The following is a 21430-nucleotide window of genomic DNA, read 5'->3' on the forward strand; positions in this document are numbered from 1 at the left end:
GGCCCCCCCCCCCCTCCCCCCCCCCCCCCCCCCCCCCCCCCCCCCCCCCCCCCCCCCGCGGCCGGCCGGCAGGGCGGTCAGAAGGCGATCTCCTCGGGGCGGTAGACGCACAGCGCCCAGATGATGAAGACGTCCAGCGCGATCACGACGAGCGACCAGAGCGGGTAGTACGGCATCGCCAGGAAGCTCTCGATGGCGCTCGCCGCGGTGAGGACGATACCCGCGTACCGGGCCCACGAGGCGCCCTTGAGGACGAAGGCGCCGACCACCGCGACCAGCGCGCCGATGACGATGTGGATCCACCCCCAGCCGGTGAGGTCGAACCGGAAGACGTAACGCGGGGTCGTGACGAAGAGGTCGTCGTCGGCGACCGCCATGATGCCCCGCATCACCTCCATGAAGCCGTTGATGAGCATCAGGACACCGGCGAAGATCACCAGGCCGGGCGCCCAGTCGCTGAACCGGTTGACCGATGCCGGCGGTGGTGGTGCCCCGGTGCCGGAACGCCAGGGCGGGGGCTGGTCGGGGGCGGACGACGGGCTGCTCATGGGGCTCCTCCAGGGCCGAATCGGACCGAACCGGACCGAACGGGCGTGCGGGTTCGACCGTCCGTCGCGCGGGAGGCGCGGGCAACCCGGCCGCACCTGTTCGGGTGACGCGCCCGCGCGGCCACCGGGGCGCGTGGGCGGCAGCTGGTAGTGGTGGGGCGACCACTGTCCGGGCCCGGTCCGGCCGCCTCGGCGGCCCCGGACGCCGCCCGCCCCGAGCACGGAAGGCGCGCTGCGTGACTCTTCTGCCGAAGGACGTCGTGGACCAGGCCCCGCACCCGTCACGCACGCCCCGGCTGGAGCGCTGGCTCGCGGCCGGCCGCCGCCGGCGCGGCCAGGCCTTGGTGGGCTGGCTGACCACCACCGACCACAAGCGGATCGGCACCCTCTACATCACCACCGCGTTCCTGTTCTTCCTGGTCGGCGGCCTGATGGCGATGCTGATTCGGATCGAACTGGCCCGGCCGGGGATGCAACTGCTCACCAACGAGTCGTTCAACCAGCTCTTCACCATGCACGGCACGATCATGCTGCTGATGTTCGCGACCCCGCTGTTCGCCGGCTTCGCCAACTGGATCATGCCGCTGCAGATCGGCGCCCCCGACGTGGCCTTCCCCCGGCTCAACGCGCTCGCCTACTGGCTCTACCTGTTCGGCTCGCTGATCGCCCTCTTCGGCTTCCTCACCCCCGACGGCGCCGCCGACTTCGGCTGGTTCGCCTACGCGCCGCTGAACAGCGCCGAACACAGCCCGGGCCTCGGCGCCGACCTGTGGATCATGGGCCTGGCCCTCTCCGGCTTCGGCACCATCCTCGGCTCGGTCAACTTCATCACCACGATCATCTGCCTCCGTGCCCCCGGGATGACGCTGTTCCGGATGCCGATCTTCGTCTGGAACATCCTGCTCACCGCCGTGCTGGTGCTGTTCGCGTTCCCGGTGCTGGCGGCGGTGCTGCTCTGCCTGGAGTCGGACCGCAAGTTCGGCTCGCACGTCTTCGACGCGGCGAACGGCGGGGCGCTGCTCTGGCAGCACCTGTTCTGGTTCTTCGGGCACCCCGAGGTCTACATCATCGCGTTGCCGTTCTTCGGCATCATCACCGAGATCATCCCGGTCTTCAGCCGGAAACCGGTCTTCGGCTACTCCGGCCTGATCGCGGCGACGGTCGCCATCACCGGCCTGTCGATCACGGTGTGGGCCCACCACATGTTCGTCACCGGGCAGGTGCTGCTGCCGTTCTTCTCGATCATGACGATGCTGATCGCGGTGCCGACCGGGGTGAAGTTCTTCAACTGGATCGGCACCATGTGGCGGGGTTCGCTGAGCTTCGAGACGCCGATGCTCTGGACGGTCGGCTTCCTGGTCACCTTCCTGTTCGGCGGGCTGACCGGCGTCCTGCTGGCCGCGCCGCCGATCGACTTCCACGTCTCCGACTCGTACTTCGTGGTCGCCCACTTCCACTACGTGGTGTTCGGGACGGTGGTGTTCGCGATGTTCGCCGGATTCCACTTCTGGTGGCCCAAGTTCACCGGACGGATGCTCGACGAGCGGCTCGGGCGGATCCACTTCTGGACGCTCTTCGTCGGCTTCCACGCCACCTTCCTGGTGCAGCACTGGCTGGGCGCCGAGGGCATGCCGCGCCGGTACGCCGACTACCTGGCCTCCGACGGGTTCACCACGCTCAACACCGTCTCCAGCATCGGCTCCTTCCTGCTGGGGATCTCCACGCTGCCGTTCCTCTACAACGTCTGGCACACCGCCCGGTACGGCGAGAAGGTGACCGAGGACGACCCGTGGGGGTACGGGCGGTCGCTGGAGTGGGCCACCTCCTGCCCACCGCCGCGGCACAACTTCGTCACCCTGCCGCGGATCCGGTCCGAATCCCCGGCCTTCGACCTGCACCACCCCGTGATCGCCGAGCTGGACCGGCGGCAGAACGCGCGCGAGCCGCTGGGCTGAGCGGGGCCGGGCCGCTGGGCTGAGCGGGGCCGGGCCGGTCGGGGCACCGGCCCGGGCGTGGGCTCTTTACCTTCTCGTTAAGATGAGCGTCATGGCAGAGGACACCAACACCCCGGCGGCCGGGGACCTGCGCGCCCGGCGCCGCGGCCAGGGCGAGCTGGAGGCACAGGTGATCGCGGTGCTCCAGCGGGCGCCCGGCCCGGCCACGGCCGGATGGGTGCAGGAGCGGCTGGACGGCGACCTCGCGTACACCACCGTGATGACCATCCTCTCCCGCCTCCACGCCAAGAACGCCGTCTCCCGGACTCGTTCCGGCCGCTCCTACCTGTGGCAGGCCTCCTCCGACGCCGCCGGGCTGGCGGCGCTGCGGATGCGCCGGATGCTCGACGGCGAGCCGGACCGGGACGCCGTGCTGGCGAGCTTCGTCACCGCCCTGCTCCCGCACGACGAGGAACTGCTGCGGACACTGCTGGACAGTGCCGGCGCCGAGCCGTCCGCACTCGACTGCCAGAGCTGATCCCGAGAGCTGAACCGTGGGCGTCTTCGTCTTCCTCCCGCTCATCCTGCCGCTGACCGCGGTACCGATCGCCCGCCTCGCCGAGCAGCACCTGCACCCGCGCGGCGCGGCCCGGCTGCTCACCGCGATCAGCGCCGTGATGGCACTGTGCAGCGCGGTCTGCCTGGGCCTGACCGGCGTGGTGGGCACCGCCCAGCTCCCGGGCAACCCGCTGCCGGACAGCTGGTCCGACCCGGAGGTGCGGGCGGCGCTGCCGTACCACGAGACGGTCGGGACGGCGGCGATCTGCCTGCTGACGGTCGTCGTCCTCGCCCTCCTCCGGACCGCCGCCCGACACCTGCGGATCCGGGCCCGCGCCCGGCACGCGCTCGGCCGCGAGCTGCCCGGGGACGGCCCCGCCGACGTGGCCCTGCTCCCCGACCCGGTCCCGTACGCCTACGCGCTGCCCGGCTCCTCCCGCTCGCCCGGACGCGTCGTCGTCTCCACCGGCATGCTGGCCGGCCTGGCCGACGACGAACGCGCCGCCCTGCTCGCCCACGAGCGCGCCCACCTGGCACACCGGCACCACCGCTACCTGCTGGCCACCCAACTCGCGGGCTGCGTCAACCCGTTCCTGCGCCCCCTGCAGCACGCGGTGGCGTACAGCGCGGAGCGCTGGGCCGACGAGGAGTCGGCCCAGGCGGTGGGCGACCGGAGGGTCACCGCCCGCGCCGTCGCCCGTGCCGCCCTCGCCTCCCATCGGCCGCCGGCCCCCGGGTTCGCCGCCTTCGCCGCCCCCGGCCCCGTCCCCCGCCGCGTCGCCGCCCTCCTCGGCCCGGTCCCGTCCGCCCGCAACTGGCCCCCGGCCCACAGCCGGGCGGGCCTGGCCGCCATGGTCGCCGCCATCGGCACGGCGGCGTCGGCCCTCTGCGCGCTCAACGCGGCGGTGGCGCTGCTTCTGGTCCTGAAGGCGGTCACCCCGCTGTAGCGGGGCCCGTCGGGTGCGGCGCGGGCCCGCCTGGCCCGGTGTGGTCAGCCCCAGGTGACCGGCAGCTCCCGCAGGCCCCCCGTCACCCGCTCCTCGCTGAGCCGCAGTTGCTCCGTGCGGCAGCCGAGCCGGAGCCCGGGCAGGCGCCGGGCGAGGGACTCCAGCACCAGCTGGAGTTCGAGCCGGGCCAGCCCGGCGCCCAGACAGAAGTACTTCCCGTGCCCGAAGGCCAGGTGCGGGTTCGGCGAGCGGCCCGGATCGAACGTCCCGGCATCGGGGAAGACCCGCTCGTCCCGGTTGGCGGACTGGAAGGAGAAGACCACGAGGTCGCCCGCGCTGATCCGGGCCCCGCGGTACTCCAGGTCGGTGCGGGCGTACCGTGGCATCCAACTGCCGCCCGGCACGGCGAGCCGCATGATCTCCTCGACCGCCCCCGGCACCGCGGCGGGGTCGGCTGCCACGGCCTCGCCCGCCTCGTGGTGCGCCAGCAGGTACAGCACGCCGTAGGGGATGCGCGAGGCGACCGTCTCGTAGCCCGCGAGGAGGATGCCGCTCAGGGCGTCGGGGAGCTCGTGGCGGCGCAGACTCTCGGGGCTCTCCTCGCGGGCGGCGAGCGCGGAGATCAGGTCGTCGGCCGGATGGCGGCGGCGCAGGTCCAGCAGGCCGTCCAGGTAGTGGTTGAGCCCCTGCCGGCGCTCCGCCGTCCCGGAGGCCGCACCGCGCTCGCGTACCCGGTCCGACCAGTCGGCGAACTGCCGGCGGCCCGGTTCCGGAACGCCGATCAGGTCGCAGATCGCGGCGAGCGCGAAGGGTCTCGCGAGGCCCGCGCAGAGGTCGGCCGGCGGGCCCGCGGCCGCCAGCGCTTCGACCAGGTGGTCCAAGGAGGCCTGGAGCCGCGGGCGCAGCCGCTCGATCCGGCGGGCCGCGAAGCCGTCGGTGAGGGTGTGCCGCCACCGCCGGTGGTCGGCGACCGCTGTCTCGTGGTTCTCCTCCGGCCCGAGGATGGCCGCGTCCCAGAGGCGCGGGGCCCGGCCCGGATCCGGGTGCGACTTGCCGATCCGGCGATCGGTGCCCAGCGCCTTGACGTCCGCGTAGCCGGTGACCAGCCAGGCGAGGTCACCGGTGGAGGTGCGGACCCGGGCCAGCCCTCCCTGCTCCCGGAGCGGGCCGAGTTCCGGCGGCTCCGCCAACGGGGAGGGGCAGGCGAAGGGCAGCACTGGTCCCCGCCCGGCGGCCGGGCCCGCCGGGGAGTCCCCCGGTATGCCGGATGCGTCGACTGCGGAGCTCACGGAAGTCCCCCCCTGCTTTCGGCGCGCGGCCGGTGCTGTCTGCGCCCTGAGGCCGGCTCACAACCGGTCGCTGACCGGCTGCCCCTCGTAGGAGCTGCGCGGTGCGGCGGCGGCCCCGATGATCGCGTCGACCACGGCCGGCATCGAGGCCGGATGGGCGGCCAGGAACAGGTTCGGCTCCACCAGTTCGAGCTCCATCACCAGCGGGTCGCCGTTCGCGTCGTCGACGAGGTCCACGCGGGCGTACAAAAGGTCCGCCGTGCCCGGCACCGCGGCCAGGGCGCGCTCGGCGACCGCCAGGTCGGCGGGCGTCGGTGACCACGGCCGCAGCCCCGGGTGCGCGACCTTGCGCTCGTCGTAGGGGATCCCCGGGGACAGGACGGCGTTCTTGCGGATGGCGTGCAGGAAGCGGCCGCGGACGAAGACCAGCGCGCGCTCGCCGGTGGTGTCGATGCTGCTCATGTACGGCTGGAGCATCGCGGTCAGGCCCTCGGCGTGCATCCGGTTCACCTGGGTGCGCGCCTTGTCGTGCTCCTCCGGCCGGTACCGTGCCGCGTACCTGGCCCCGGCGCCCACGACGGGCTTGATCACGTACTCGTGGTCGCCCGGGAGGTCGGGGGCGTCGCCGGGAGCCAGGTAGCTGGTCCGGACGACCGGGACGCCGGCTGTGGCGAGGGCGCCGAGGTAGCTCTTGTCCGAGCTCCACTGCACGATCGACGGGGGGTTGGCCAGCCGGGTGAGGCTGCTGCAGCGGTCCACCCAGGAGAGGAATTCCGTCGCGCGCCAGGTGTAGTCCCAGGCGGACCGGATCACGGCGAGATCGAATTCCGCCCAGTTCACATTCGGATCGTCCCATTCCGTCGCGGTGGCCTGCGCGCCCGCGTCGGCGAGCGACTGCAGCAGCAGGGGCATGTCATGATCAATATTGATTCCGGGGCGCGGCTTGGTCATCACCAGTGCGATCTTAGGATCGATCATCGGCCATTTCCTTGACTCGGTGGCGACATTTGCGGCAGTAAGTTACCAGCTGAACCGGCTCACCAAATGACATGCCCGGCCGGTCCGTTGAATATTGACCGGCGTCGGACAATCGTAGAATGGCGTGGTCGGCGTTTTCCAGAGGTCGTCACAGAATGGCGGAAATCCGCACGGTGAAGCGATCGGGTGCTATGGCCCAGCTCATCGGCCCGAGGCCGCGAGGATCTTCGCCAGATGCGCCGCCGAATGCGCGGTGTCCGGATGCTCGTCGCCGAGCACCCGCCGGTAGCGGTCCAGCACGTCCGCCTGGAGCAGCCGGGCACGGTCCAGCTGCCCGAGCTCGTACAGCGTCTCGGACAGATTGTGTGCCGTCCGCAGCGTGTGCGGATGATCGTCACCGAGCACGCGCCGGTAGCGGACCAGCGTGTCCTCCTGGAGACGGTGCGCGTCGTCCAGTCGTGCCAGCTTGCGCAGCGTGATGCCGAAGGAGTCCGCCGCCTTGAGCGTGTGCGGATTGTCGTCGCCGAAGACCTGCCGGCACCGGGCCAGGGTGTCCTCGTGCAGCTGCCGGGCGTGCTCGAACTGGCCCAGGGCGCTCAGGTCCACCGCCAGGTGGTTGGCGGAGCGCAGGGTGTCGGGGTGGTCGTCGCCGAGGACCCGGCGGTAGCGGGCCAGGGTGTCCTCGTGCAGCTCGCGGGCGTGCTCGAACTGGCCCAGGGCGCTCAGGTCCACCGCCAGGTGGTTGGCCGAGTGCAGGGCGTGCGGGTGGTCGTCGCCGAGGACCCGGCGGTAGCGGGCCAGGGTGTCCTCCTGGAGCTGCCGGGCCTGCTCGTACCGGCCCTGCATCCGCAGGTTGATGGCACACCCGTGCGCCAGCCGCAGGGTCTGCGGGTGGTCGTCGCCCAGGACCCGCCGGCTCCGGCGCAACGCGTCCCGGTACAGCCGGTGCGCCTCCTCGTAGCGGCCCTGCTCGCGACAGGCCCGGGCCAGACAGCGGGTGGCCCACAGGACGTGCAGGTCGTCCGGCCCCGACGCGGCCGTCCAGTGCCGGCACAGGTCGGCCGCCAGCCGGGCGCTCACGTCGGCGTCACCGCGCTCGATCATGTACCAGGCGGCGTTGCAGGCGAGCGCGCGCAGATCCGTGGCGGCCCCGACCGCCGGATCGACGGCGAGCAGATGCGGCACGACCCGGGCCCACGCCGCCCAGGTCGCCGGATCCTCCGGATCGCCGGGGCCGGCCGCGACCAGGAGGGTGCGCGCGCGGCAGCGGACCTCCTCGGCGGCCGCTCCCAGCTGGTCCCTGATCACCACCTGGACCAGACGATGCAGCCGGACACCGTCGTGGGTGCTGGTCGCCAACCCCAGCCGGACCGCCGCGCCGACACCCCGGCGAAGCGCCACCGGATCGGTCGCGGCCTGCGCCAGCGCACCCAGCGGCCCGGCGGCGTCCGCCTCGGTCCACCCTTCGGTGAGCAGCCAGTGAACCGGGACGGACTCGGGGGCGAGAAAGGCGCACAGCCGCACCGCGGCCAGGCCGATCGGGTCCAGCTGTGCGAGCTGCTGGGCGCTCAGGCCGATCGCCGCCGCGAGCGGTCTCGGATAGTCGCCGGTGGCCCCCTCGCCCAGGACCGCCGTGGCATGGGCGTCCAGCAGGGCGAGGTAGTCGCTCACCCGGGTGGCGGTCTCGGCGAGGAAACCGCCGGCCTGCGCGAGCGCGAGCGGGAGGTCCGCGAGCGCCGCCGCCAACTGGTCCGCCTCCTCCGGGCTCAGCTCGGGGCGGTGCGTGCGCAGCAGGGCCACCGACTCCGTCCGCGCCATCACGTCGACCAGGACGGTGGTGGCGATCCGCTCCCAGCCGCCCGCCCGGGACGTGATCAGCACGTGCCCCGGCCCGCCCGGCAGCCACTCGGACACCCCGGCGCGGTCGTCGGCGTTGTCGAAGATCAGCAGCCAGCGGTCCCGGCCGCGCAGACACGACTTCAGCACCGCCACGGCGGTCGCCGTGTCGGTGCCGGGCTCCGTCAGACTCAGCTCCGCCGCCAGCCCGGCCACCTGCTCGCCGATCAGCGCCGGGTCCTCGGCCGCGATCCACCAGACCACGTCGTAGTCGGCGGCGAACCGGCAGGCGTACTCGATGGCGATCTGCGTCTTGCCCACCCCGCCGACCCCGCGCAGCGCCTGGACGGCGCCGGCATTGCGCGCGTGGAGCCGCCGCCGTAGGTCGGCCAGGACGGCGTCGCGGCCGGTGAACTCGGGGTTGCGCGGCTCGACGTTCCACACCGCGGGCAGGCTCCCGGACACCCGCCCGGTCGGCGGCTGCGGGTGGATGGTCGTGGTGTCGGTCCCGGTCTCGGTGGGGGCGGTGGCCGCGGTGCCGGTCTCGGTGCCGGTCTCGGTGGGGGCGGGCCGGGGTGTGTGTGCCAGGAGGCGGTCCTCGGGCGGCGCGGAGGCCGCCCGCCCGTACCTCTCCTCCCGGGCCGCCGGCTCGCCGGTGTCCGGCAGCAGGCTCCGCAGGCCGGCGACCACGGCCGCCGCCTTCTCCGCGAGCCGCCGCTCGCCCCGCTGCTCCAGCTCGTCGGCCACCTCCGTCCAGGTCACCGCCTGCCGGCCGAGCCCGGAGCGCAGCCCCGCCAGCTGCTCCTCCAGCTCCCGCACGCGCAGGCGGGCCGCCCGGAGCTCCTGCCGGGTCTGCTCCAGGCGGGTGTCCACCTGTCCGGTCGCGTCCTGCTCGGCCGGCGTGTCCACCTTGTAGCGCACCGCGAGACGGTTCCAGGCGCTCTCCCAGGAGTGGTCGGCCCCGGGGTTGGCACCGCAGAGCTCCACGAAGGTCAGCAGGAACGCCTTGCTGGGAAACCGCCGCCCCGCCAGCACCTCCCCCATGGTGGTCCGGGGCAGCGACCGCCCCCGACCGAGGAGCATCGCGCGCTTTTCCAAGTCCCGGTACGAGGGGCTGTCCGCCCGCGCCCGCAGCATTCTCATGAACCGGGCAAGATCTTCTTTGCTCGCGGCGGAAGAGGGATCGATGTGATCCCCGGAGTCCTGGTTCATCGAGATCGCACAGCCCCCCATGCCTGTCCGATAGTGTCCCGAGGTGTCCGCCAGCATACGCGGCCCGCGCCATTTTGGGACACGGTCTGTCCCAACTCGTCGACGTGCTGTCCACGCGAGGATGGCAATCTGCCCGGACCTGGCGCATTCCCGGCTCCACTCATGGCGGGACACCCCTGCGGCTGCTCTTCTGGAGAAGCGGGCGAAGCCCGGAAACCGCAGGGATGCCACGGGACTTCCCGTCGTGACTTCCGTTCCGGACTTCCCGCGGAAACCGTCGGGTCGTGCCGTGGGAAATCGAAATGGAACTCGATATTCCGCGGTGTCGGAGAACAGCGTTTCGGTCGATGCGCCGACCCGCTGCTCCGGGAGGAGAGGGACACCCGTGACCATGTACAAGCCCTCGTCGGAGCGCGGCCCGCGCCGGCCGCCGCGGCGATCCCCCGCGCGGCAGTTCCGCGGCGGACCGGTCCGGCTCACCGCGCTGGCCCTGGCCGGCTCGGCGGCCGGCCTGGGCATGGCGCTCTTCGGCGCCACCGCGGTGGACGCCGGAAACTTCGGCCTGGCCGTCGCCACCTCGCTCCTGGCGGCCTTCCCGTCCGCCCGCCGAGGGCATGGCGGCGCGGCGGACGACGAGCCGCCGTCCGCCGCGTCCGCCCCGGCGGACGACGTGCCGTCGGACGAGTAGCCTCCCGACCCCCCCGCGTCCGCGCGCGGACGCGGGGGACGGCGCGGCGCCCTCGTGCTGCGTAGACACGCCTCCCGGCGGGGACGATGGGTCGTAGGGGCCGACCGTCGGCCGTGAGAGGGTGCCGACCATGAAGGTGATCGAGTTCGTCCTGAACGCCATCTGGTTGATCTTCTGCGGAATCTGGATGGCGATCGGCTACGTGATCGCGGGGGTCATCTGTTGCGTGCTCATCGTGACGATCCCCTTCGGCATTGCCGCGTTTCGTATCGCCGGCTTCGTGATCTGGCCGTTCGGGCGGACGACGGTGGAGAAGCCGGACGCCGGGGCGCCGTCGTGCGTGGGGAACGTGATCTGGCTGGTGTTCGCGGGGTGGTGGCTGGCGCTGATGCACCTGGTGACGAGCATCCCGCTGTTCCTGTCGATCATCGGGATCCCGTTCGGGTGGGCCAACCTGAAGATGATCCCGATCTCGCTGATGCCGCTGGGGCGTGAGGTCGTGTCCACGGACGAGAAGTTCGGCGGGCGCTGAGCCGTCAGGGCGCGTCGGTCGCTGGACGATCATCTTGCCGGTGCTGCCGCCGCGGAGCATGCCGAGGAAGGCGTCCACGACTTTCTCGAAGCCCCGGATGACGTTCTCGTCCGGGACGACGGCGCCCGAGCGCAGGTGCGGCAGGAAGTCGTACAGCTCCGGGCGGGCGTCGAGGTGGTTGCGGACGAGGAAACCCTCCAGGCGCAGGCTCTTGCCGACCACGTCGTACAGGGTTGCGCGGTGCGGCGGGCGGGCCCTGGAGATGGTTGGACTGGGCGGCGGCCTGAGGGGAGCGCGGGGCGAGGCGGTCAGCGCGCGGCCGCCGTGACCGGCCGGTGCCGCAGGGCCCAGGCGGCGGCCGGGGCGGCGCAGGCGGCCGCGACCAGGACGCAGCCCCCGGCCACCAGGCCCACCGGCCGCCACGGCAGCGTCCACGGCGCCGGCGCCCCGAGCAGCGCCAACCCGGCGCGCATGGCACCCAGTTGGACGCCGGCCACCACGCAGCCGAGGAGCGAACCGACCGCCGCCACCAGCACCGACTCGGCGGTCACCAGCCGCACCACCTGGGCCCGGGTGGCGCCCGCCAGCCGGAGCAGGGCCAGTTCGCGGCGGCGGTCGGCGGTGGCCATCAGCAGGGTGTTGGCGAGCGCGATCCCGGTGTAGACGAGGGCGAGTCCGAGCACCAGGACGGTCCGCAGCCAGGCGATCCGGGCGTTGGCGGGGGCGGTGGCGGTGAGCCAGTCGTCCCGCGTGAACACCGTGGCGCCGTACGGCCGGGCGGCCTCGCGGACGCGTGCGGTGGCGGTGGCCCGGCCGGTGGGGTCCGTGCCGGGGGCCAGGCGCACCTCGATCCGGTCGACCCGTGCGCCGGGGGCGTTGCGGGCGGTCACGTAGAGGCCGTTGTCGCCGAGGCCGTCGCGCAGGACGGCGGCCACCCGCAGCGTGGTGCGGCTGCCGTCGGCCCGGATCACCGGGACCGGCTCGCCGGCCGTCCGGCCCCACTCGGCGGGGAGCACGATGGTGTCGTCGCCCAACTCGGCGGGCGAGCCGGACCGGACGGGGAGCCGGGCGAGCGCGGCCAGTCCGGCCGGATCGGCCATCCGGGCCTCGGACTCGACCGCATTGCCGTCCGGCTCGACCAGCGCGAGCGTGGTGGGTGCGGTGGCGGAGACGGCGGCGGTGCCGGGTACGGCGCGCAGCGCCTCGGCGAGCGGGCCGGGCCGGGACGCGGGGACCACCACCAGATCGGCGGCGGTCCGGGCGGCGGCCTCGGCGGACCGGGCGGCGCTCACCGTGTCCAGCGCCCCGGCCAGCGAGCCGGTGAGCGCCACCGACACCAGCACCGGCGCGGCCACCGCCCCCGTCCGGCGGACGGCCGCCGCGGCGTTCCCGCGCACCAGCCGGCCGGCGTACGAGGTGAACCGGGCCGGGAGCCAGGTGAGCACGTGCACCAGCGGGCGGGCGAGGAGCGGGGCGAGCAGGCCGCAGGCGGAGATCAGCAGCATCGGCTGGGTGGTGTAGGTCTTGCGGTGCAGCAGGTCGGCGGGGTCGCCGGCGAGCGCCGTACCGGTCAGGGCCGCGGCCGTGAGGAGCAGCCCGAGGCCCCAGAACAGACGGCCGGCGGTCATCGCCCCGGAGTCGAGGTCGGCGGCGCGCAGGGCGTCCAGCGGGCCGACCCGGCCGGCCCGGCGGGCCGCCACCGCGACGCCGCCGAGGGCGACCAGCAGGCCGGTCCAGAAGGCGCCGTGCAGCGGCCACGTCCCGTCTGCGAGCCTGAAGCCGGCCGGGGCCATGCCGACGTCCGCGAGCCACCGGAGGAGGGTGGGCGCGCCGAGCCGTCCGAGTACGCAGCCGGTCGCGGAGGCGGCGGCGCCGAGGACCAGCGCCTCGGCGAGCACCGTCCGCCGCACCTGCGCCCGGGTCGCGCCGGCCAGCCGGAGCAGGCCCAGTTCGCGGCGGCGCTGCGCGACCGTGTACGAGAAGGTGGACGCGACGACGAACGCCGAGACGAACGCGCTCACCCCGCCGGCCGTGCCGAGCGCCGCGACGAGTGACACCAGTTCCTCCCCGCCGGGCGCGCCGACGGCGGCGGCCAGCCCGAGCAGCATCACCGCCGTCATCGCGACGCCGAGGGCGAGGGCGATGAATGCTCCGAGCAGTGAAACCCAGCGTGCCTTCAGGGACTTGAGCGCGATCCGCACCATTCTCATGCCGTCCAGCCAACCGGCCCGCCCCGGTGCCGGTCAGCAGGCCGGGGGCTACTCGGGGAGGTAGGGCCCGCCCTACCCGTAGGGGGCGTCACGGGGGCTTCACGGGGTGGCCGCGGGGGCGCCGCGGGGTTTGTCGCGGGGTGGCCGCGGGGTGGCCGCGACGTGGGAAGTCGGCGGGTCCGACTTCCTGTGCAGCGGCAATCGCCCCGGAAGGTAGCCCGGGCCCTACCGACACCGCGCCCGGCCGGTGCCTAGGGTGGGCCGCGACGGCGCACCGGGAGCGGAGGGCGGGGGCGATGGACCGGCGGGAGTTGTGGCGGGAGCCGGCGCGGCCGGGGTTTCTGCGGTCGGGGACGCCGTGGCGGGCGGCGGCGTATCTGCTGGTGAGCGGGGTGGCCGGGCTGTTGCTCGGTGCCGGGCTGCTGGTGGCCGGGGTGGTCGCCGGGGCGTTGGCGGTGCTGCTGGTCGGATTGCCGCTGCTGGCGGCGCTGGCGCTGGTCGGGGTGCCGTACGCGGCGTGGGAGCGGCGGCTGTTGCGGTTGCTGGACGGCACGGACGTCCCCGACCCGCACCTGGTGCCGGACCGCCCCGGCCTCCCGGCCTGGCTGCGCCTGCGCTACCGGGAGCAGGCGACCTGGCGCGAGCTGGGCCTCACCGTGCTCGCCGCGTTCGTGCTCTGGCCGATCGACCTGGTGGTGGTCGGCTGCGCCCTCGCCGTGCCCGGGTACCTGCTCGCCGCGCTGCCGCTGCTGCTCCTGGACGGTGAGCAGGTGAACGTGCTGAAGCTGTGGCAGGTCCACTCCCTGCCCGTCGCCGCCCTGTTCGGGGTGGGTGGGGCGTTGCTGCTGCCGCTGCTCGCGTACCCGTTGACCGCGGTGGCGGCGGGCCGGGCGGCGCTGGTCCGGCTGGTGGCCGGGCCCGGAGGGCAGGAGCGGCGGATCGGCGAACTGGTCAGCTCCCGCGCCCGGTTGGTGGACGCCTTCGAGGCGGAGCGACGCCGGATCGAGCGCGATCTGCACGACGGTGCCCAGCAGCGCCTGGTCGCGCTGACGATGACGCTCGGCCTGGCCCGGCTGGACGCGGAGCCGGGCGGCGAGCTCTCCGCCCGGCTGGCCGAGGCGCACCGCCAGGCGGGCGAAGTCCTGGCCGAGCTGCGCGAGTTGATCAACGGTATCCACCCCCAGGTGCTCACCGACCGCGGTCTGCCGGACGCCTGCGCGGACGCCGCCGACCGCTCGCCCGTCCCCGTCGCCACCTGCTTCGAGCTGCCCGGACGGCTGCCGGCCCCGGTCGAGTCGGCCGGCTACTTCGCCGTCTCCGAGGCCCTCGCCAACATCGCCAAGCACAGCGGCGCCGGCCGGGCCCGCGTCGACGGCCGGTACGTGGACGGCCGGTTGACGGTCGAGGTCGCGGACGACGGCCGCGGCGGTGCCGATCCGGCGGCCGGCAGCGGGCTGACGGGCCTGGCCGACCGGGTCGCCGTCGTGGGCGGCACACTGGCGGTGAGCAGCCCGCCCGGCGGGCCGACCCTGCTGCGTGTGGAGATCCCGTGCACCCCGATCAGCCCGTGAGCCGCCCCGGTCAGCCCGGGGACCACCCCGGTCAGTCCGCGAGCCGCCCCGGTCAGCCCGGGGCCGCCCCTCTGGACATCGTCCTCGCCGAGGACGGTGTGCTGCTGCGCGAGGGCCTGATCGGCCTGCTGGGCAGGTTCGGCCACCGGGTGGTGGCCGCCGTCGGCGACGCCGAGGCGCTGCGCGAGGCCGTCGCCGAGCACGCGCCGGACATCGTCATCACCGACGTCCGGATGCCGCCGGGCCAGACCGACGAGGGCCTGCGTGCCGCCGTGGCGCTGCGCGAACGGCGCCCGGGGCTGCCGGTGCTCGTGCTCAGCCAGTACGTGCAACGCTCGTACGCCGCCGAGCTGTTGGACTCCGGGGACGGCTCGGGCGTGGGCTACCTGCTGAAGGACCGGATCGGCCAGGTGGAGGAGTTCGTGGCCGCGGTCGGCACGGTGGCGGCCGGCGGCACGGTGGTCGACCCGGAGGTGGTGCGGCAGCTGCTGCGCCGCCGCCGGGACCCGGTGGAGCGGCTCACCCCGCGCGAGCGCGAGGTGCTGGCGCTGATGGCGCAGGGCCGGTCCAACGCGGCGATCTGCCGCGAGCTGGTGGTGTCGGAGGCGGCGGTGGGCAAGCACATCGGCAACATCCTGATGAAGCTGGACCTGCCCCCGGCCGAGGAGACCCACCGCCGGGTGCTGGCCGTCCTGGAGTTCCTGCGGGCCTGAGCCCCCCCTGCGGCTGCTGCGCAGGCCGGCGCGGCTACCGCACCGCCTCCCGCAGCCGCCCGAACTCCTCCGCCAGCCCGTCCAGTGTGTAGTGGGCGTTGAGGCCGCTCGGGTTGGGCAGCACCCAGACCTCGGTCTCCCCGATGCCCTCCTCCTGGCGCCCGACGGCAGCCGTCCGCCGCCCGAAGGCCGTCCGGTAGGCGCCGATGCCGAGCACGGCCAGGACGCGCGGGCGCAGCCGCAGTACCCGGTCGGTGAGTGCGGCGCCGCCCTCGCGCAGTTCGTCGGCGGTGAGTTCGTCCGCCTTGGCGGTGGCGCGCGGGGCGACGTTGGTGATGCCGAGACCGAGGTCGAGCAGTTCGGCCTGCTCGTCCGGGCGGAGTTGGTGCGGCGTGAAGCCGGAGCGGTGCAGGGCGGGCCAGAAGCGGTTGCCGGGGCGCGCGAAGTGGTGGCCGGTGGCGCCGGACCAGAGCCCGGGGTTGATCCCGCAGAACAGCACCCGCAGTCCGGGGGCGGCGACGTCCGGGATGGTGGTGTCGCGGGCGGCGAGCAGCTGTTCGGCGGTGGGCTTCAGCGGAGTCGGCACCGCCCCAGTCTGGCCCATGGGTGACGGGCCGGCTCCCGACCCGCTTCCGCACCCCTCGTCCCGTCCTGGCCGATCAGGGACGGAGCGACACCCCGGAGGCCGCCTCGGGCGCCGCCGTCGGCTCGCCCCGCAACCGCTCCTTCCGCCGGGCCCGACGCCGCGCCCGCAGCCACCGTGCGCCGAACACCACCGCCGCCGCGTACGCCCAGCCCGCGAAGATGTCGACGATGAAGTGCTCCGCCCCGTACACCAGGGTGAACGCCATCGCGAGCGGGTACGCGACGAGCAGCACCCGCAGCCGGCGGGCGGCCGTCGGCCAGAAGAAGAAGAGCAGCATCGCCGGGTAGGCGGAGTGCAGCGAGGGCATCGCGGCGACGTCGTTGGCGAACCGGCTGCCGTTCTCGAAGATCGACCCGGCCCGCTGGAGCCCGCTCCCGGTGAGGACGTCCGACACCACCCGGGTGAGCGCCGGCATGTGCCCCTCCTGGGCGGTGAGCCACGGCGGGTCGGCGGGGAAGAGGAGGTACGTCGCGAAGCCGGCGAAGGTCAGCGCGAGGTAGCAGCCGAGCAGCTGCCGGAACCGGTCGTGGTGGCGCCGCCAGAGCACGGCGAGGACCACGAAGATCATGAAGAAGTGGGACATGTAGACGGTGACCGCCGCGTAGTCGTACCAGTGCGGCGAGCCGGGGGTGTAGAGCCCGTGCTGGAGGCGGACGGTCCAGGTCTCACCGAGGCCGAGCAGCTCGTCGGCGCGCAACTGCGGCCGCCAGTGCGGGGCCCACGGGGTGTGCGCGCCGTAGCCGCGCAGCAGCGAGTACGCCCAGACGGCGGCCATCACCGGGACCCAGTCCCGTAGGACGAGCAGGAAGCCGCGCCGGCCGTGGCCGCTGTGCACGGCCGCGGCCAGCAGCGCGCCGATCAGCCAGCAGAACACCACGTCGTTGGAGTACGGCAGCCCGTACGTCCGCAGGTACCAGAGCAGGGCGAGGAGGTAGAGCGGCCACGCCAGCAGCCGGAGCCGGGCCAGGGCGCTGGCGCGCGCACCGGGCTGCGGCCGGGTCACCGGACGCAGCCGCCCGGGCCGCGTGGGTGGGAGCGGCGCCGGGCGGAGCAGTTTGGTCATGCCGGTCGAAGCTAGCAAGGCATTCTTGGAGAACTCTTCACGCGAACGGCCCGTCGCACAGAAAAGACTCAGAAAGCCCAGCCGGGCCCGGCCGCCGGAGGGGGTGGCTACGACACGATGCCCAGCTCGTGCGGCGTGTTGTTGAGCCTCCGCCCGCCCTGCTCGGTCACCGTCACGATGTCCTCGATCCGCACCCCGAACCGGCCGGGCAGGTAGATGCCGGGCTCGATCGAGAAGCACATGCCGGGGACGAGCGGCCGCTCCTCGCCCTCGACCAGGTACGGCGGCTCGTGCGTGGTGATGCCGATGCCGTGGCCGGTGCGGTGGATGAAGTACTCGCCGTAGCCGGCGTCGGCGATCACCCGCCGGGCGATCCGGTCGATCTCCTGGCAGCTCACCCCGGGCCGGACGGCCTCGAACGCGGCCTGCTGCGCGCGCCGGACGATGTCGTGCACCTTCTGCACCTCGGCCGGGACGTCGGTGCCGACGTGCACGGTCCGGGTGGTGTCGGAGCCGTAGCCGTCCTTGAGGCCGCCGAAGTCCAGCACGACGGTGTCGCCGGGCCGGATGACCCGGTCGCCGGCCTCGTGGTGCGGGTTGGCGCCGTTGGGGCCGGAGCCGACCACGGTGAAGTCGACCTGGCTGTGCCCGTACTGGATGAGCAGCGCGCTGAGGTCGGCGGCCACGTCGGTCTCCCGCCGGCCGGCGAACTCCACCTCCAGGATTCCCCGGTACGCGGCGTCGGCGGCGCCGCCGGCCGCGGCCAGGCGCTCCAGCTCGTCGGTGCCCTTGACCGCCCGCAGCATCGGCAGTGCCTCGGTGAGCGAGGTCCAGCCGGTGCCGGGCAGGGCGGCCTGGAGACCGAGCAGGTGCATCGCCCAGGCGTTGTCGGAGATGCCGTACCGCCCGGCCCGGTCCAGCAGCGGGACGGCGGTGGCGTACGGGTCCTCGCCGTCGGTCCAGTCGATCAGTTGCAGGGCGGGGGCGCCGGCCGCCTTCTCGGCGTCCGGGCGTTCCAGCTTGGGGACGATCAGGGCGGGTTCGCGTCCGGCGGAGAGGACGAGGGCGGTCAGTCGCTCGGTGATCGCGGTGGGCTGGTAGCCGCTGAGGTAGACCAGGTCGGGGCCGGGCGCGACGACCAGGCCGGTGAGCCCGGCGGCGGACGCGTCGGCGGTGGCCCGGGCGAGCCGGGCGGTGTAGTCCTCGGTGGTGAACGGTCGTGGCACGGGGATCGCCCGCCTTCCTGTGTCGACAGCGCTCGGCCGGAGTCTGCTGGGTGCAGGGCCTGCTGGGTGCAGGGCCTGCCGGGTACTGACGCTCTATCACGCCCGGGGGTCGTTGGCGTAGTGCCGGAGGAAGAGCGCCTCGACGTTGGCCATGTGCTCGATCTCGCCCGGGTCGACGCTCTCGTCGGGCGCGTGGATGAGGCAGCGCGGCTCCTCGACACCCATCAGGATGATCTCCGCGTCGGGGTAGGTCCGGGCGAGGACGTTGCAGAGCGGGATCGAGCCGCCCTGCCCGAGGAAGGACATCGGCTTGCCGTAGACCTCCTGCATGGCCTTGTCGAGCGCGGCGTACGCGGGCCCGCCGGTGGTGGCCCGGAACGGCGCCCCGACGCTCTCCGGCTCGACGCCGACCTGCGCGCTCCACGGCACGGCCGCCTTCAGATGGGCGGTGAGCGCGTCCTGCGCGGCCTGCGCGTCGGTGCCGGGCGGCACCCGCAGGCTGACCCGGGCGCGGGCGGTGGCCGGGATGGCGGCGGCCGAGCCGACCACCGGCGGGCAGTCGATGCCGAGCACGGTGACGGCGGGCCGCGCCCAGAGCCGGTCGGCGACGCTGCCGGAGCCGGTCAGCCGGACGCCGTCCAGCACGCCGGCGTCGGTGCGGAACTGCTGCTCGTCGTAGCCGACTCCGCTCCAGCTTCCTTCGCAGTCAAGCCCGTTGATCCGGGTGCCGCCGTCGGCGTCGCGCAGCGAGTCCAGGGCGCGGATCAGGGCCGCCAGCGCGTCGGGGGCCGGGCCGCCGAACATGCCGGAGTGCATGTTGCCGGTGAGCGTCGAGACGGTGACCACGAGGTTGGCGAGGCCGCGCAGCGAGGTGGTGGCGGTGGGCAGGCCGACGGCCGCGTTGCCGGTGTCGCAGATCAGCAGGGCGTCGGCGTGCAGTTCGCCGGCGTGCGGGGGCACGTACGCCTCCAGGCCGCCCGTGCCCTGCTCCTCCGAGCCCTCGGCGACGAACTTGATGCCGACCGGGATGTCCTCGCCGAGTGCCCGCAGCGCGGTGAGGTGCATGACGATGTTGCCCTTGCAGTCGGCGGTGCCCCGCCCGTACCAGCGTCCGTCGCGCTCGGTCAGCCGGAACGGCGGGGACGTCCAGGCGGCGTCGTCGAGCGGCGGTTGGACGTCGTAGTGGCAGTAGAGGAGGACGGTCGGCGCGCCGGGCGGGGGCGGGCGGTGGCCGATCACGGCGTGGCTGCCGTCCGGGGTCTCCTCCAGGTGGACGTCGCGCAGCCCGGCGTCGGTGAAGGCGGCGGCGACCCACTCGGCGGCGTCCCGGCACTTCTCCGGCGGGTACTGGCGGGGGTCGGCGACGGACGGGATGGCGACCAGTTCGGCGAGGTCCGCCTTGGCCCGGGGCATCAGGCCGGCGATCCGGCGGGCGAGTTCGTCGGTCATGCGTCCTCCTCGGGTGCGGCCCTGTGCGCCCGCGCCGGGAGATCCCGGGAGTGGGCCGTACCCGGCCAGTTCACCCGGTTGCCCAGTGCGTCGCATGCGGCATGCACCCGCGCGGGTGAGCGGTCGTCAGGGGCGCGTGTCGGAGGTTTGGCTTACGCGGGGGGCTCTGTGGCGGCCGATGGGGCGGAGTGCGGCCCCGCGCGCCGGCCACGTGACCGGCGCGCCGCCGTCAGACCGTGGCCGGCCAGGCGGAGCGGCGCAGCGTCCGGCCGGCCGTCGCGGGCAGCAGGGCGGCGGCGAGCAGCGCGGCGACCGTGGCCAGTGCGGCGGTGGGGGAGAAGTGGTCCAGCAGCAGCCCGCTGCCGAGCATCCCGGCCGGCATGCCGACGGCGAGGAGCGTCATGGTCGCGGCGACCACCCGCCCGCGCAGCTCGTCCGGGACCTGGCGGAACACCAGGAGGTCGATCATCACCCGCAGCGTCGGCGTCCCCAGCCCCACCACGAACAGCGCGGCGAAGACGGTGACGGCCCCGCCCGGCAGCAGCGGCGCCAGCGTCACGGGGACGCAGAGCCAGGCCACCGCCAGCAGCAGTGCGCCGGGCCCGGCCAGCCGGTGCAGCCGGCTCACCAGGAGCGCGCCGGCCAGTGCCCCCACCGCCTCACCGGCCAGCGCCAGGCCGATCCCGCCGCTGGAGGTGCCGTGGCCGCGCAGCTGGACGATCACCGGAAGCAGCATCGCGGCGCCCGCCAGGTTGGTCACGAAGATGACGGCGAGGGCGGGCCGCAGCAGCGGGTCGGCGGCGAGGTGGCGGAAGCCGGCCAGGGCGCCGCCGGTCTTCGGCCGCCCGTTCGCGGACTCCGGCTGACGGCCTTCGGGTGCGGTCTCCGGCTGCTGTCCCGTGGCGGTGGCCTCCGCCCGGCTCGGGAACCGCACCGCCAGGGCGGCGGCGAGCGAGAGCAGCGAGGCGACCACCGTGCCGAGGAAGGGCACCGCCCTCCCGGCTCCGAACAGGTACCCGGCCAGCGGCGGCCCGACCAGCCCGGCGTCGCTCATCCGCGCCTCGTCCTGGGCGAGCGCCTGCCGCAGCTGCTCGGGCGGGACCACCGACCGCACCGCCAGCAGCCGGACCGGCCCGCTGTAGGCGAGTTCCGCGCCCACACGCGGGCCGGCCGGGTCGACTTCAGTGCCCCCAAGGACGGTTCGGCGGGCCCGCCCAGCCTGTTCGCCGACTTCTCGCTCCGGCTCGGCCCGGCCCGGCTGGTCCGGCTTCGCAGTCAACTCGCCGAAATATTCGACGAGTTGATGGTAGAGGAGCGGAGCACGGCGGAGGATGCGGTGGACGTGACCGTCCTCACCCTGCTCTACGGCGTCGAGTCGGAGCCGCCCTCCCCGGGCGGGTCCCTTCCGGCCCTTCCAGGCACGGAATCGTAAATCCCGGGCGGAGTGTCAGTGCCGTGGTTCAGGATGACTGAATGCCATACGAACTTCAGGCGCTGATCGGCCCGGCGGAGCTGCTCGCGGTGGCCGCCGCCGAGGTGCCGGCCGCCCACGTCAGTCCGCTGGCCCAGGGGCTGGCCCTGATCCCGGCCACGCCCGCCTTCCTGTCCGCGCTCCAACTCGGCGGCGGCATGGGGGCGTCGGGCGGCAGCGCCGGCTTCACATGGTTCCCGGACGGGCTCGGGCTCCGCATCGCCGCCTGGTCCAAGGCCGGTCCGATCGCCTGCGTCGAGGCCGACTACTTCGGCGGCACCGGCATCCAGCGCGCCGCCGTCTGGGCCGACGGCCACCTCGACCTCGGCCCGCTCGCCAGTAGCGAGTTCGAGCCCTTCCCACCCGAGGGCAGCCCGATATCCCGCGCCCTGCGCCGGATCGGCGCCCGCGTGGAGGGCGGCTGCACCGACGAGTTCGAGGCCGTCGGCCTGCCCGCCCACTCCAGCACCGCCCGCTGGGCGACGGCCGGCTGAGCCGCTCCTTTCCGGCGTGTCCCCGCGTGTCGCCCACCCTCCGGCCCGTTCGGCGTACGTGCGGT

General features: G+C 74.1%; 18 protein-coding genes and 1 pseudogene. 8 read left to right on the forward strand and 11 right to left on the reverse strand.

The genetic code is table 11. The features are described 5' to 3' along the window. Positions 1–77: 77 nt before the first annotated feature. Positions 78–548 carry a DUF7144 family membrane protein gene (locus ACZ6NC_RS23955; RefSeq protein WP_465735826.1) on the reverse strand — a complete coding sequence of 157 codons (471 nt, stop codon included), beginning with the start codon at positions 546–548 and terminating at the stop codon, positions 78–80. On the opposite strand from ACZ6NC_RS23955, the gene ctaD reads away from it, so the two are divergent. The 3 genes from ctaD to ACZ6NC_RS23970 all read left to right on the forward strand — a co-directional run bounded on the left by ctaD (position 473) and on the right by ACZ6NC_RS23970 (position 3987). After that, positions 473–2503: an aa3-type cytochrome oxidase subunit I gene (gene ctaD / locus ACZ6NC_RS23960; protein ID WP_465735827.1), complete on the forward strand. Its 2031-nt coding sequence runs from the start codon at positions 473–475 to the stop codon at positions 2501–2503. The genes ACZ6NC_RS23955 and ctaD overlap by 76 nt on opposite strands. Before the next feature lie 91 nt (positions 2504–2594). Next, the gene (locus ACZ6NC_RS23965) at positions 2595–3020 is read left to right on the forward strand and encodes a BlaI/MecI/CopY family transcriptional regulator (protein WP_465735828.1); all 426 of its coding nucleotides are present in this window, start codon (positions 2595–2597) and stop codon (positions 3018–3020) included. 16 nt (positions 3021–3036) lie between these two features. After that, positions 3037–3987: a M56 family metallopeptidase gene (locus ACZ6NC_RS23970; RefSeq protein ID WP_465735829.1), complete on the forward strand. Its 951-nt coding sequence runs from the start codon at positions 3037–3039 to the stop codon at positions 3985–3987. Between the two features lie 44 nt (positions 3988–4031). On the opposite strand, the gene ACZ6NC_RS23975 is transcribed toward ACZ6NC_RS23970, so the two are convergent. From ACZ6NC_RS23975 to fxsT, 3 genes are all read right to left on the reverse strand, one after another. Beyond that, on the reverse strand, positions 4032–5177 hold the full coding sequence (locus ACZ6NC_RS23975) for a cytochrome P450 (RefSeq protein ID WP_465735830.1): 1146 nt from the start codon (positions 5175–5177) through the stop codon (positions 4032–4034). 156 nt (positions 5178–5333) lie between these two features. Continuing rightward, entirely contained in the window at positions 5334–6254 is a 921-nt protein-coding gene (locus ACZ6NC_RS23980; protein ID WP_465735831.1) for an ATP-grasp domain-containing protein, read from the reverse strand. Positions 6255–6455: 201 nt separating this feature from the next. Further along, on the reverse strand, positions 6456–9233 hold the full coding sequence (gene fxsT / locus ACZ6NC_RS23985) for an FxSxx-COOH system tetratricopeptide repeat protein (RefSeq protein WP_465735832.1): 2778 nt from the start codon (positions 9231–9233) through the stop codon (positions 6456–6458). Between the two features lie 454 nt (positions 9234–9687). On the opposite strand from fxsT, the gene ACZ6NC_RS23990 reads away from it, so the two are divergent. Next, a complete protein-coding gene (locus ACZ6NC_RS23990; protein ID WP_465735833.1) occupies positions 9688–9990 on the forward strand; it encodes a hypothetical protein in 303 nt (100 codons plus the stop codon). 130 nt (positions 9991–10120) lie between these two features. Continuing rightward, positions 10121–10522: a YccF domain-containing protein gene (locus ACZ6NC_RS23995; RefSeq protein ID WP_465735834.1), complete on the forward strand. Its 402-nt coding sequence runs from the start codon at positions 10121–10123 to the stop codon at positions 10520–10522. A gap of 21 nt (positions 10523–10543) precedes the next feature. On the opposite strand, the pseudogene ACZ6NC_RS24000 reads toward ACZ6NC_RS23995, so the two are convergent. Further along, a pseudogene (locus ACZ6NC_RS24000) lies at positions 10544–10805 on the reverse strand (NADP-dependent oxidoreductase); the annotation flags it as partial. A 25-nt stretch (positions 10806–10830) separates the two neighbouring features. Further along, complete coding sequence (locus ACZ6NC_RS24005) at positions 10831–12732, reverse strand: FtsX-like permease family protein (RefSeq protein WP_465735835.1); 1902 nt, start codon at positions 12730–12732, stop codon at positions 10831–10833. Between the two features lie 296 nt (positions 12733–13028). On the opposite strand from ACZ6NC_RS24005, the gene ACZ6NC_RS24010 reads away from it, so the two are divergent. After that, the gene (locus tag ACZ6NC_RS24010; protein WP_465735836.1) at positions 13029–14303 is read left to right on the forward strand and encodes a sensor histidine kinase; all 1275 of its coding nucleotides are present in this window, start codon (positions 13029–13031) and stop codon (positions 14301–14303) included. A 77-nt stretch (positions 14304–14380) separates the two neighbouring features. Continuing rightward, positions 14381–15016 carry a response regulator gene (locus ACZ6NC_RS24015; RefSeq protein ID WP_465735900.1) on the forward strand — a complete coding sequence of 212 codons (636 nt, stop codon included), beginning with the start codon at positions 14381–14383 and terminating at the stop codon, positions 15014–15016. Positions 15017–15050: 34 nt separating this feature from the next. Here ACZ6NC_RS24015 and mug read toward each other — a convergent pair whose 3' ends face one another. The 5 genes from mug to ACZ6NC_RS24040 form a co-directional block, all read right to left on the reverse strand. After that, a complete protein-coding gene (gene mug / locus ACZ6NC_RS24020) occupies positions 15051–15620 on the reverse strand; it encodes a G/U mismatch-specific DNA glycosylase (RefSeq protein WP_465735837.1) in 570 nt (189 codons plus the stop codon). A gap of 55 nt (positions 15621–15675) precedes the next feature. Continuing rightward, a complete protein-coding gene (locus ACZ6NC_RS24025) occupies positions 15676–16725 on the reverse strand; it encodes a phosphatase PAP2 family protein (RefSeq protein WP_465735838.1) in 1050 nt (349 codons plus the stop codon). 107 nt (positions 16726–16832) lie between these two features. Continuing rightward, positions 16833–17951, reverse strand: coding sequence for an aminopeptidase P family protein (locus tag ACZ6NC_RS24030; RefSeq protein WP_465735839.1), 1119 nt, complete (start codon positions 17949–17951; stop codon positions 16833–16835). A gap of 96 nt (positions 17952–18047) precedes the next feature. Then, complete coding sequence (locus ACZ6NC_RS24035) at positions 18048–19400, reverse strand: M20/M25/M40 family metallo-hydrolase (RefSeq protein ID WP_465735840.1); 1353 nt, start codon at positions 19398–19400, stop codon at positions 18048–18050. A 229-nt stretch (positions 19401–19629) separates the two neighbouring features. After that, the gene (locus tag ACZ6NC_RS24040) at positions 19630–20679 is read right to left on the reverse strand and encodes an MFS transporter (RefSeq protein ID WP_465735841.1); all 1050 of its coding nucleotides are present in this window, start codon (positions 20677–20679) and stop codon (positions 19630–19632) included. 194 nt (positions 20680–20873) lie between these two features. Here ACZ6NC_RS24040 and ACZ6NC_RS24045 point away from each other — a divergent pair, with 194 nt between their 5' ends. Next, positions 20874–21365: a hypothetical protein gene (locus ACZ6NC_RS24045; protein ID WP_465735842.1), complete on the forward strand. Its 492-nt coding sequence runs from the start codon at positions 20874–20876 to the stop codon at positions 21363–21365. Positions 21366–21430 lie beyond the last annotated feature (65 nt).

The organism is Kitasatospora sp. NPDC041988 (assembly GCF_055588525.1).